Source organism: Moritella sp. F3, assembly GCF_015082335.1.
Taxonomy (GTDB): Bacteria; Pseudomonadota; Gammaproteobacteria; order Enterobacterales; family Moritellaceae; genus Moritella.
The window spans coordinates 212274-224726 of record NZ_BLRL01000007.1 but is presented as its reverse complement, the minus strand read 5'-3'; the positions used below and the strand labels follow the sequence as shown (position 1 = coordinate 224726).

Here is a 12453-nt window from a genome sequence, read left to right as displayed (position 1 = left end):
GTTCAGTTGGTTAGAATACCGGCCTGTCACGCCGGGGGTCGCGAGTTCGAGTCTCGTCCACTCCGCCAACTAATAAAGAAACCTGAATCATTGATTCAGGTTTTTTTATGCCTAAAATTCGAGATACAAGAAAACAGATGGTGCGGAATGGTAGTTCAGTTGGTTAGGCTATTTACAAAAAAAGGCGGCCTGTCACGCTGCCGAAGGCTTCGCGAGTTCGAGTCTCGTCCACTTCCGCCAATAAACAACGAAAGCCTGAATCGAAAGATTCAGGCTTTTTTTGTGCCTGAAATTCAGGCATGCAGAAACACAGATTTTGCAGAGTGCTGTATTTTATTAAACGTATTCAGTTGATTGGACGCTTTATAAAAAGATAAGCGGGCTGACACGCCGGAGGCCGCGAGTTGTGGTTTATAAAAAGTCGTCCACTTTCTCTTTGCCAAAAAACAACGAAAGCCTGAATCATTGATTCAGGCTTTCAGGCTTTCAGATAAATATGACGAATCTTATTTCACTTCAAGCATTCGCGCTAACTTAGCACTCATTATTACCTTGTTGTCTTACTTGCCAAGTTAATGTTGGGGTTATACGGATAAATGATAAATCATTGATGTATTGCTGAACTCTTGTGCTACACCATGCTTCTGCTGCTACTCGATTTGTAATTACTGAAGTACTAAAGCACTGACCTTCATCTGCACTCTTAAATATTAAACTAGAGGTGGTCAATACATCACAAGTCACGTAAGAAGCTTCTTCGTAAGCATCAATTGTTTTTGTTTCAGTATTCGTTACACCTTCTTTGCTCGCTACGGTAAGTACGACACTATAAGGCCCTTCTGATGGATACGTTGTAGAGGCTGTAATACCGATTGCAGACTCTCCGTTACCAAAATCCCAGTAATAAGACGCGATATCGCTGCTCTGGTTTGAACTTTCGTTTGCATCGAAGTTTACAACTAACTTATTCTTTGTGTAGTTAAATCTAGCCGCTGGTGTTGTTGTTTCATCCACCACGTTAATAGCCATTGCTGTTTCTGCTTGGCTATTGTCTTCTGCGGTGACTTTTAAATGGACAATATATTCCCCTGCTTGACTAAAAGTGTGGGTGACTTGAGACCCTGACATCTCTTGGCCCTCAATTACCCATTCAATTTGAGATAAAGAACCTTCACTATAGCCTGAAGAGTCGCTATTAAACGTATATACCGTTTTTTCTCTATCCGTGATATCTATCACTGCTGTTGGTGATACTGGTTGCGTTGCTATATCTTCTGCACTGATTGCTACATCTTTTGAGTACTGAGCCAAAGCTTCGCCAGACTGATCCTCTATTATTAACTTTATTTTGTAGGTAGCAGCTTCTCTAAACTGATACTGAGGTGCGCTCTCGGGATAGAGTGAGGTTATTTGACCTTCACCTTCTAAGTTTACTGACCAGTTAAAGGTCACGTTATCTGTGGATTGTTCAATATTATTTACGGTATAAACTGAACTGAAATTATAAATGGGTGAGTTTATACCATTAGGTGTGGCAGAGTAACTCACGGACGATATCGTATTTATTTGCTCATCTTTATCGTCACTATCAAATACATCCTCAGAACCGCAAGCTGTAAGCGTTGATAATAGTGCTACCAGTAGTAATTTTTTCATCGTATCTCTTCCATGAGTTGAGGTTTAAAGTAACAGATCCATCTTAGCTACTTGGTTTGGAAGCACATTATCATTATTACTGTTTATAAGAAGTACTAATTTAGTCGTGGTACAAAACGTTGTGTCACCTTTTATTTGTTACTTTATTGGAGAGATTTAATGGATTTTAAATAGATTAATATCAGATTTAATCATTTAGACTTAAGAGTGCCTAATTAGTAGTAATCATTAACCATTAAAAATAGATAATGTCTTACATGATTTTAAGATATGAGTAGTTATTAAAATTGAGACTGAGATCTCAAAGTAACAGGGTTGTAATAGTCGTGTAACATCTGCACTGGTTTGGTGTTAGTAATTGAATGGTTGCACTATTATGGGGCTTGTTCGAAGTGTTTAAATACATTATTCAACTTAAGTTGTTGAATAATAAGGTTTAAAATAATTGGCACGGAGGTTGAATTAACTTAAGTATATAGATTTTCCATATACTTATGCAAGGAGCTCTTATATGAAGCTAATAAGCGCAATCATTAAACCGTTTAAACTCGATGATGTACGTGAAGCTGTCGCAGATTTCGGTGTTGAAGGGTTAACTGTTACTGAGGTAAAAGGTTTTGGTCGTCAAAAAGGTCATACCGAACTTTATCGTGGTGCAGAATATCAAGTTGATTTCTTACCTAAAGTTAAGTTAGAAATTGCCACGCAGAGTGAAAACGTTGATCGCCTCATTGAAGCTATTAGCAGTGCTGCTTACACAGGTAAGATTGGTGATGGTAAGATTTTTGTTTACGACCTAAAACAAGTTGTGCGTATCCGTACGGGCGAAATGGATTCAGAAGCAATTTAAAGGAATAAATTATGCAAGAATTAACAACTACAGTTACTGAGCTGCGTTTTGCACTCGATACTTTTTACTTTTTAATGTCTGGTGTACTAGTTATGTGGATGGCTGCAGGTTTTGCAATGCTAGAAGCTGGTCTGGTTCGTTCTAAGAATACCACTGAAATTTTGACTAAGAACGTCGTGCTTTATTCAATCGCATGTATTATGTTTTTATTAGTCGGCTATAACATCATGTATGTTGATAATGCTGAAGGTGGCATCATCCCATCATTTGGTTCATTAATCGGTACAGCATCGGAAGGCGCTGATCATTCGTTAGAATCAGACTTTTTCTTCCAGGTAGTATTTGTTGCAACTGCAATGTCGATTGTATCTGGTGCGGTTGCTGAACGTATGAAGTTATGGGCTTTCCTTGCTTTCACGGTTGTTTTAACAGGTGTTATTTATCCGATTGAAGGTTATTGGACTTGGGGTGGTGGTTTCTTATCTGAAGCTGGTTTCTCTGATTTCGCTGGCTCAGGTATTGTGCATATGGCTGGTGCATCAGCTGCACTAGCGGCGGTACTTTTACTGGGTGCTCGTAAGGGGAAATACGGTAAAAATGGTGAGGTTTATCCAATCCCTGGTTCAAATATGCCATTAGCGACATTAGGTGCATTTATCTTATGGATGGGTTGGTTTGGTTTTAATGGTGGTTCACAGCTATTAATTTCAGATGTTGAAAATGCAACGGCTGTCGGTGCAATCTTTGTAAATACCAATACAGCGGCTGCTGCCGGTGCTGTTGCTGCACTGCTCATCACTAAATTGATGTGGGGTAAAGCGGACTTAACGATGGTTCTTAATGGTGCGTTAGCTGGTCTGGTGACTATTACAGCTGACCCGTTAAGCCCATCGCCAGCATTTGCGACCTTATTGGGTGCATTAGGTGGTGTGTTAGTTGTCTTTAGTATCGTAGCATTAGATAAAGCGAGAATTGATGATCCCGTTGGTGCTATCTCTGTACACGGTGTGTGTGGTTTATTTGGTCTAATGGTTGTGCCATTTAGCAATACCGATGCGACGTTTGGTGCTCAACTATACGGCGCTGCAATTATCTTTGCATGGGTGTTTGGCGCAAGTATCCTAGTTTGGGCAGTACTTAAAGCGACAATGGGCATTCGTGTTACTGAAGAAGAAGAAGTAATAGGAATGGACATGGCGGACTGTGGTATCGATGCTTACCCTGAGTTTGTATCAGTTAAATAAAGTTATTTAGTACTTAGTTAAAAACAAAGCTTGGCACTTGCTGAGCTTTGTTTTTTTGTTTCTGAATAAAGCTAACACTGAACTGTAGGTATTATTACGAACGCTCATGATTAGAATCCCACCTTTACCTGTGATATTATTTACCCTGTTTCCACATTAGAATTATAATTTTTCATGTTACTCATTATCGATAATTACGATAGCTTTACGTTTAATTTATTCCAATACTTCTCTGAACTTGGTCAAGAGGTTATCGTTAAACGTAATGATGAAATTTCACTTGCGCAAATATCCTCGCTGTCTCCAGACTATCTTGTTATCTCTCCTGGTCCTTGCACACCCAATGATGCGGGAATATCATTGTCAGTTATTGAAGCATTTTCTGGGAAGATACCTATTTTAGGTGTTTGTCTTGGTCATCAAGCTATCGCGCAAGTATTTGGTGCTAATGTGATAAAAGCTAAAAAAGTAATGCATGGCAAAACATCAGCAATAAAGCACAAAGGTAAAGGCGTGTTTACGGGATTAAATAATCCTTTGACTGTGACGCGCTATCATTCTTTAATTGTTGAAACCCTCACATTAAACGATGTATTTGAAATTACTGCTTGGACAGAAAATGAGGCTGGTGAATTTGATGAAATCATGGCCTTTAAGCATAAATCGTTGGCATTAGAAGGCGTGCAATTTCATCCTGAAAGCATTCTGACTGAGCAAGGTAAAGAGCTACTAAATAACTTTCTTATGCGTAATTTATAAATTTCTATTACATTATCCAATATTAACTTGACCTGTGATTAAATATCTATAATTATTGAATATATATGCGATATGATTTGGCATTTAAGTATTTAGTTATTGATTTTACTGAGAGGGAAGGAATATGACCAAGAATGTAATAGGTGTAAGCCGGAAAGATTTTGATACTGTCATGGTGCCTAATTACGCACCAGCAGCGATGATCCCTGTTCGTGGTCAAGGCTCTCGACTGTGGGATCAAGATGATAATGAATATATTGATTTTGCGGCTGGTATTGCTGTTAGTTGTTTAGGTCATTGTTACCCTCCTTTAGTTGAAACGTTACAAACACAAAGCCAACAGCTGTGGCATGTCAGTAATTTACTGACCAACGAACCAGCCTTAAGACTTGCGACTAAATTAACTGACGCGACATTTGCGGAGCAAGTCTTTTTTGCTAATTCAGGCGCCGAAGCAAATGAAGCTGCATTGAAGTTAGCACGTCGTTATGCACTGGATAATTTTGGTGATAAAAAAGATCAGATTATAGCCTTTAATCAAGGTTTTCACGGTCGTACTTTCTTCACGGTGACTGTGGGTGGGCAAGCTGTGTACTCTGACGGTTTCGGCCCTAAACCTGGTGCAATTGAACATGTTGATTTTAATGATCTAGCTGCTTTAGAATCGCTTATGAGTGATAACACCTGCGCTATTATGATGGAACCTTTACAAGGTGAAGGCGGGATCCATGCTGCTAGCCAGCAATTTATGATTGGCGTTCGTGCGTTGTGTGATAAATACAATGCGCTGTTGATATTTGATGAAGTGCAAACTGGTGTCGGTCGTACAGGAACCTTATATGCTTATCAAAATACGGATGTTAAACCGGATATTTTAACCTCAGCTAAGGGGCTTGGTGCTGGCTTCCCTATTGCAGCGATGTTAACAACGGCGAATATCGCGAAAAGTTTACGTGTCGGTACCCATGGTAGTACTTATGGTGGCAACCCATTAGCTTGTAGCATTGCAGAGGTAGTTGTTGATACTGTCAATGATACTGCTTTTCTAGCACAAGTTAAGGCTAAGTCAGTTATCTTTAAAAATGCTTTAGCTGCGCTTAATCATCAACACGGTATTTTTGCTGATATTCGGGGTGAAGGGTTATTATTAGGTGCTGAGTTAACTGAGCAGTATGAAGGTCAGGCTATCGCTATTATGAATTTGGCTGCTAAAGAAGGCTTGTTGATATTAGTGGCTGGCGCGAATGTATTACGCTTTACACCTGCACTTAATATACCTGACAGTGACATCCATGTCGGGATGCAAAAACTGAGTCTTGCTATTGAAAAATGGTTATCGGCTTAGCCGTTAATTATAATGAACATTAAAAGTGACATGTTATAGGTGGAGTAAACAGTGAAAATAGCATTTATAGGTTTAGGTGTAATGGGTTATCCGATGGCGGGACATCTGCAGAATGCTGGACATGATGTCGTGGTATTTAATCGTACAGCGAGTAAAGCGGCAGCATGGGTGGATAAATATAGCGGTGAACGAGCCTCTACGCCTCATCTAGCAGCAACTAACGCTGATTTAGTACTTATGTGTGTTGGTAATGATGATGATGTACGCAGCGTTGTTTACGGTGATGATGGCGTGCTGTCGGCAATGACAGCCGATACGATACTTATCGATCACACGACCACATCAGCATTATTAGCCGAAGAGCTATCTACTGCCTGTGCTAAATCAAAGGTTCATTTTCTGGATGCGCCAGTGTCGGGTGGGCAAGCGGGTGCTGACAATGCTCTGCTGACAATTATGACCGGTGGTGGAGCCTGTGCATATGAGCGTGCTTTGCCTGTATTGGATATTATGGCGAAGAAAGTTACCTTGGTTGGTGCTGCCGGAGCTGGGCAAAAATGTAAAATGGTTAATCAACTTTGTATCGCGGGATTGGTGCAAGGTTTGGCTGAAGGTATTAATTTTGCTAAGAATGCGGGATTAGATGAACATGTCGTTCTTGATGTCTTACGTAATGGTGCTGCACAATCTTGGCAGTTAGAAAATCGTACGTTGACGATGGCTCAGGGGAAGTTTGATTTTGGCTTTGCTATTGATTGGATGCGTAAAGATCTCGGAATCTGTTTCGAAGAAGCAGAGCGTAATGGCTCTTTAGTGCCGATTGCGAAATTAGTCGATGGGTTTTATGCCGAGTTACAGGATTCTGGTGAGCAGCGTAGTGATACGTCAGTCCTGATTAAACGATTACATAAATCATAATATGCGTTAACGAATAAACTATAGCGAATAAAAAAGGCGTCTGACTGTGAGTAACATGTCAGGCGCCTTTTTATTAGCTGAATAAAATGATTGAATTAGCGAGTGCCAAATACCACAATCGTTTTACCATGAGCTGAAATAAGCTCTTGTTCTTCAAGCATCTTCAAGATACGGCCAACAGTTTCACGTGAGCAACCCACGATCTGTCCAATTTCTTGACGCGTAATTTTAATTTGCATACCGTCTGGGTGAGTCATTGCGTCAGGCTGTTTTGCTAAGCTTAGTAATGTTTGTGCAATACGGCCTGTTACGTCTAGAAATGCTAGATCACCCACTTTCTGGCTTGTCGTTTGTAAACGTTCTGCCATTTGTCCTGATAGACGCATTAGAATTTCAGGGTTAACTTGGATTAACTGACGGAATTTCTTATATGAGATCTCAGCTACTTCACATGGTGATTTAGCTCGGATCCATGCGCTACGTACAGGTTCTTCAGTATCTTCAAATAGGCCTAATTCACCCATGAAGTCACCTTGATTTAGGTAAGAAAGGATCATTTCTTTACCTTCTTCGTCCTTGATTAGAACTGCCACAGAACCTTTAACGATAAAATATAAAGTTTCTGCTTTTTCTCCAGCATGGATCAAAGTACTTTTTGAAGGGTACTTGTGAATATGGCAATGAGATAAGAACCATTCTAAAGTAGGGTCGGATTGTGGCTTGCCGATAACAACCATGGGTATTCCTCTGTAAGTTATTATAATCGCAAATTATGTCCGTGTTGCGATATTTTAATTTTATTATTATTAATGACTTGATAGCATAAGAGACAATAACACTAATAAGCAAGAACTGAGTTGATCTCAGTTCAATATCAACGTGAATATATCATTTTTTGAATATTGACTTGCTGTTTATTTGTGACTTTAGACTATATTTGGGATATGAGACAGCATTATACCACTCTTGTGGTATTTAATATTGTTCAATACCTTTGAATTAGACATTAACTAGGTGTTTTATGAAAGCAAATGTGAAGTGGATCCAAGAAATGCAATTAATGGGCACGTCAGAAACGGGCCATGGTCTGTTAATGGACGGTGATCGCAACGGTATTGCGGCAAGCCCAATGGAAGTTGTACTGATGGGGATGGGCGCGTGCAGCTCGATTGATGTTGTTGATATTCTTAAAACGGGTCGTCAAAACATCCTTGGTTGTGAGGTTGATTTAACCAGTGAAAGAGCCGCAGAACCACCGCGCGTTTTTACTAAAATTAATGCGCATTTCATTGTTTCTGGTGATGACCTAAATGAGAAAAAAGTAAAACGTGCCGTTGAGTTATCGATGGAGAAATATTGTTCTGTTGCGAAAATGCTCGAGAAGGCTGCAGAAATTACGTCTAGCTATGAAATTGTAGCTAAATAAGGTCTTTTGATCGTGAATTATTAACGATGGACTGCAGTTGTATGTTTATCGTTAATATCCTGCCTAAACTGATTACAATCTTATAAATAAAATAATGCTATAAATATATACAATGGATTAATGGATAGTATAACTGCCTATTAAATTAGCTCATTATTATGATTTTGTCATTGTTTACAGTCGTTTATGTTTTTTTGTGTTAGCATGTTGTCACGTTCTTTTGTTGTGTTGTAGAGGCCGTTATGTGCCGTCGTTATTCTGTTACCTATCAAATCACCATCGCTCTTGTCGTCAGCGTTATGATCCTTATGTCTATCGCTTTGGGTTATTTGTCTATATTACGCGGAGAAATACTGACTGAGCGCAAGTCACGCTTAGTTAATATTATCGATAAAACTGAAGCGATTTTTCAGCGTTATAATCTGTATTATCAATCCGGTGTATTATCACTTGAGGACGCTCAAAATCAGGCCTTAAAGCGTGTTATTTTACTGGATGATAATTATATTTTTGTATTCGATGATGATTATACCCTCCTAGCGTCTTTAGATGGTGTCGATAATGAACACGAAAATGTAAAAATGCTGCAAGATACGGACGGTCATTTCACCTACCAAATAATCCATGAACAAGCCGGTAAACTTATCGACGGCACCTTTGTCAGCTATTGTTTTCCGCTATTTGTTGGTGGTAAAGCGGTACGTAAGATCTCATATAGTAAACGTTTTTCTGCATGGGGTTGGACTTATGGTGCAGGAGTTTATATTGATGATATCGATTCGATCATCAGCCATACCTTGATCTCGTTTGATGAACTGGTCGTATAATAAATCATAGCAATATGAGTCAACTGTAAAACATTATTTGGATGTATGTACTTTATAGCGATATAATTCAGCGTTAAACACTAAAACGGCTAGGGGAGTCACCTGATTAGAGTTATTTATCTATTCTGATGCGTTATATTCTAGGCGATATTTATTTTAGGCTTAACTATGCACTTAATTTCAAAAAAATCCTTGTTACTGACACTGGGCTACTTTGCGCTGTGGTGTGCAGGACCGCTATTATTAGCAGATCAAGGTAACTGGTGGGGACTGCCTGTTTGGTTTTGGTTTTCTTGCCTGTTTGCACCTATACTGCTTATTTTCTCTCTTATTTTAATGATTAAATCTACTTATCATGACTAATCTCATTCCTATTTTTATCTACCTTATTGCTAGTTTACTGATCACTCGTTGGTGGAGTGCCCGTCAATCAAAACAAGCCGGTGAGTTATATCAGGATAAAGCGAAACGCTTTTTTATTGGTGGACGTTTTCTTAATGGCCCCTTGTTAGCCCTGACGTTAGTCGCTACTTACACCAGTGCCAGTTCATTTATTGGTGGACCCGGCGCTGCGTATAAAATTGGTTTAGGCTGGGTGTGGTTGGCGCTGATCCAGGTTCCCGTTGCAATGCTCACCTTGGGTGTTTTAGGCCCAAAACTACTTGCGCAGCGAAAAGCTGAGCACGCTACCTTGATTGAATGGTTGGACGCACGATATCAGAACAGCTGGCTAACAAAATTAGCTTTGGTCAGCCTGGTAGTCGGTTTCATCGCTATGATCTCGGTACAGTTTATTGGTGGTGCTCGTTTGTTCTCGGGCGTGAGTGGCATTAGTTATGAACTCGGACTTGGGCTATTTGTCATCACGGTTCTGGCGTATACGTTGACTGGTGGTTTTCGTGCTGTTGTGATCACTGATGCGTTTCAAGGTATCTTGATGATTATCGGTGTATTAGTCATTTTTATCACCTTGTTATCGCAAGGCGGTTTAACGGCATTAATGACAGACGTGAGTACACAATCGCCGACGCTATTGAGTCCGCAGGGTAATAGTGGGCAACTTGGTTGGCCAATGATGCTGTCTTTTTGGATGCTAATCTGTTTTGGCACCTTGGGATTACCGCATACTGTTGTACGCTTACTCGCGGTGAAAGATACTAACGCATTAAAGCGAGGCATGATTTGGGGAACGATCATTAGTTTCTTAATGACTCTCATCCCGCACTTAAGTGGTGTACTAGGCCGGGCTTTATATCCTGATTTGACTGTACCAGATGAGATAATGCCAACATTGATTACAGGTCTTTTTGACCCGTTCTGGGCTGGCGTATTATTAGCGGCACCGATAGCCGCTGTTATGTCATCGGTGGATTCAATGTTGCTGCAATCTGCAGTTAGTCTGGTGCGAGATGGTGTTGTTCGTTGTTATCCCTCGTTAACGGCTAACGCACAAGTAAGCTTAACGCGTGTGGCGATGGTGCTGGTAACACTCATTGCGACCTATTGTGCGATTGAGCCGCCGAGTATGATCGTATGGCTTAATCTTGCTGCGTTTGGTGCATTACAAGCGGTATTCTTATGGCCTATTTTAGCTGGATTATATTGGCCACAAATTGCAGGTAATGCGGCATTAGCAGCGATGCTCAGTGGCCTTGTGAGTTATTTACTGTTGCTATGGTTTAAACCTGCCATGTTTGGCATCCACCCGATTGTGCCTGCATTATGCATTTCGGCGCTTTGCATGCTTGTTGTGCATCGAGTGCTGCAAACGCCAGCCATTACAAAAGCATAATTAATTCGTAGCTTAGCACTGGCCTTCTGCCGTCGAAGGCCTGTCGATTTATTCCTTTTTATATTATTTAATTGATTTTAATAGGCAAAGTATATGGGCTATGCTTAAAGTATTAAGATGTTGATTTTAAATGTGATCAATTTCATATTTCCGAGTTAAATAGCTCAGATTAGAGCCCATTTAAACGGACTAGCACCTATACTGAGCTAATGTTCGATAACAATCAAAAAGGGGTAGTAATGAGATGTCTGATTGTTGAAGATAGTAAGGTCATCGTACAAATAATTGCGCAACTAGTACGTAAGATTTCGATTGAATGCTATGCGGATAGCGATAATGTAACGTATGCGGATAATGTCCCTCTCGCACTTAATTTATTATCAAAACAAGTATTTGATTATATTTTTTTAGATCTTAATTTACGTGAAGAACTTGATGGTTTAAAAATATTAGAGTATGTCCGTAAACAGCAAAAAAACATCCCTGTTTTTATTGTCACTGGTGATAATAATATCAATACTGTCAAGCAAGTGATTAAACTCCAGCCGACTGATTATCTCGTTAAACCTGTCTCAAAAATGAAAATATCCCGTTGTTTAGAGAAAGCCAGAGAGGCGAAAGGTTTAAACGCTACGGTAAACTAATTAGATAATATCGACGATCCCATTCACTAGCGCATCAATATCAAGTGCTTTCGTCGTTATGTCGTGTTCAATGCCCGTGACTGGATCGGTAAATTTCAGTTGTTGCGCTAATAGCTGCAAGGGCTGCTGAAAGTTATCATCACATCGGTCTAACAATGTTGGATACAAGCGATCATTCACCAATGGCATGCCTAAACTAGCCATATGTAAACGCAATTGGTGGGTCTTGCCTGTGATTGGCGACAATTTGAATAACCCAAACTCCCCTTTAACAGCAATTAATTCGATGGTCGAATGACTGTTCGCTTCACCTTCGACGATCTGCATTGTGAATGTCGGGTCGCCTTTAACAATTCTGTTCTTTACTGTCCAGCTAAGCGGTAGCTGCAGATTGTCTTCATCATGCTGTTGTTTTAACTCTGATGTTAATCGAGCGATAGCGTGGTAGTGTTTGGTGATATTGCCATGTTTGAATAGGTCATGGTAGATACTACGCTGCTCTGGGATTTTACAAAGCAGCATGAGTCCTGCAGTGGCGCGATCAAGACGATGTGCAGTGACCAGCGTATTTATACCGGTCTTTATCCTTAAGCGGTTAACCAAACACTCATTCACGAATTGGCCGCTAGGACTTACCGCTAAAAAGTGGGGCTTGTAAGCAACGATGATGTTGTCGTCTTCGTAAATAACGCTTTCCGTAAAAGGTACTTTCTTTTCTACTGCTACTTCACGGTAATAGTACACGCGTTCTCGTGGCACAAATGCACAATCTAAAGTAATCAAACGACCGTCCCGCCAATGTACTTTGCCATCGATGATACGCTGCTGCCAGACTGAAGCATCAATCTGTTTGAAGTGATCGCTTAGAAAGCTAAATACAGTGGGCTTATCTGTTACGTGTTCTGGTAATACGATATGAGATGCATGGGCAGCACGGACAGTAGACATAGGATTAATAAACTCTGTAAAAGTGAAGATAGATTAAGAGCTGA

The 12453-nt window shown here is 40.2% G+C and carries 13 protein-coding genes; 10 read left to right on the top strand and 3 right to left on the bottom strand.

What is annotated here, in order from left to right:
• Positions 1-534: 534 nt before the first annotated feature.
• Positions 535-1656: a PKD domain-containing protein gene (locus tag JFU56_RS14065; RefSeq protein ID WP_198437917.1), complete on the bottom strand. Its 1122-nt coding sequence runs from the start codon at positions 1654-1656 to the stop codon at positions 535-537.
• 511 nt (positions 1657-2167) lie between these two features.
• On the opposite strand from JFU56_RS14065, the gene glnK reads away from it, so the two are divergent.
• The 5 genes from glnK to JFU56_RS14040 all read left to right on the top strand — a co-directional run bounded on the left by glnK (position 2168) and on the right by JFU56_RS14040 (position 6772).
• On the top strand, positions 2168-2506 hold the full coding sequence (gene glnK / locus JFU56_RS14060) for a P-II family nitrogen regulator (RefSeq protein ID WP_017223195.1): 339 nt from the start codon (positions 2168-2170) through the stop codon (positions 2504-2506).
• Between the two features lie 11 nt (positions 2507-2517).
• Positions 2518-3750, top strand: coding sequence for an ammonium transporter (locus tag JFU56_RS14055; RefSeq protein WP_198437916.1), 1233 nt, complete (start codon positions 2518-2520; stop codon positions 3748-3750).
• 174 nt (positions 3751-3924) lie between these two features.
• Entirely contained in the window at positions 3925-4509 is a 585-nt protein-coding gene (locus JFU56_RS14050) for an aminodeoxychorismate/anthranilate synthase component II (protein WP_198437915.1), read from the top strand.
• Between the two features lie 139 nt (positions 4510-4648).
• Positions 4649-5854 (top strand): aspartate aminotransferase family protein, encoded by a 1206-nt coding sequence (locus JFU56_RS14045; RefSeq protein ID WP_305798248.1) that lies wholly within the window; start codon positions 4649-4651, stop codon positions 5852-5854.
• 51 nt (positions 5855-5905) lie between these two features.
• The gene (locus JFU56_RS14040; RefSeq protein WP_198437913.1) at positions 5906-6772 is read left to right on the top strand and encodes an NAD(P)-dependent oxidoreductase; all 867 of its coding nucleotides are present in this window, start codon (positions 5906-5908) and stop codon (positions 6770-6772) included.
• 95 nt (positions 6773-6867) lie between these two features.
• Here JFU56_RS14040 and crp read toward each other — a convergent pair whose 3' ends face one another.
• On the bottom strand, positions 6868-7509 hold the full coding sequence (gene crp / locus JFU56_RS14035) for a cAMP-activated global transcriptional regulator CRP (protein WP_017223190.1): 642 nt from the start codon (positions 7507-7509) through the stop codon (positions 6868-6870).
• A gap of 284 nt (positions 7510-7793) precedes the next feature.
• Here crp and JFU56_RS14030 point away from each other — a divergent pair, with 284 nt between their 5' ends.
• The 5 genes from JFU56_RS14030 to JFU56_RS14010 all read left to right on the top strand — a co-directional run bounded on the left by JFU56_RS14030 (position 7794) and on the right by JFU56_RS14010 (position 11461).
• On the top strand, positions 7794-8198 hold the full coding sequence (locus JFU56_RS14030; protein WP_198437912.1) for an OsmC family protein: 405 nt from the start codon (positions 7794-7796) through the stop codon (positions 8196-8198).
• A gap of 308 nt (positions 8199-8506) precedes the next feature.
• Positions 8507-9025, top strand: a complete 519-nt coding sequence (locus JFU56_RS14025) for a cache domain-containing protein (RefSeq protein ID WP_242065962.1) — start codon at positions 8507-8509, stop codon at positions 9023-9025.
• 168 nt (positions 9026-9193) lie between these two features.
• Positions 9194-9388 carry a DUF997 family protein gene (locus JFU56_RS14020; protein WP_198437910.1) on the top strand — a complete coding sequence of 65 codons (195 nt, stop codon included), beginning with the start codon at positions 9194-9196 and terminating at the stop codon, positions 9386-9388.
• Positions 9381-10817 carry a sodium/pantothenate symporter gene (gene panF / locus JFU56_RS14015; RefSeq protein ID WP_198437909.1) on the top strand — a complete coding sequence of 479 codons (1437 nt, stop codon included), beginning with the start codon at positions 9381-9383 and terminating at the stop codon, positions 10815-10817. Before JFU56_RS14020 ends, panF begins: the two co-directional genes overlap by 8 nt.
• Positions 10818-11056: 239 nt before the next feature.
• Entirely contained in the window at positions 11057-11461 is a 405-nt protein-coding gene (locus JFU56_RS14010) for a response regulator (protein ID WP_198437908.1), read from the top strand.
• Here JFU56_RS14010 and JFU56_RS14005 read toward each other — a convergent pair whose 3' ends face one another.
• The gene (locus tag JFU56_RS14005) at positions 11462-12409 is read right to left on the bottom strand and encodes a pseudouridine synthase (protein ID WP_198437907.1); all 948 of its coding nucleotides are present in this window, start codon (positions 12407-12409) and stop codon (positions 11462-11464) included.
• Positions 12410-12453: the final 44 nt, after the last annotated feature.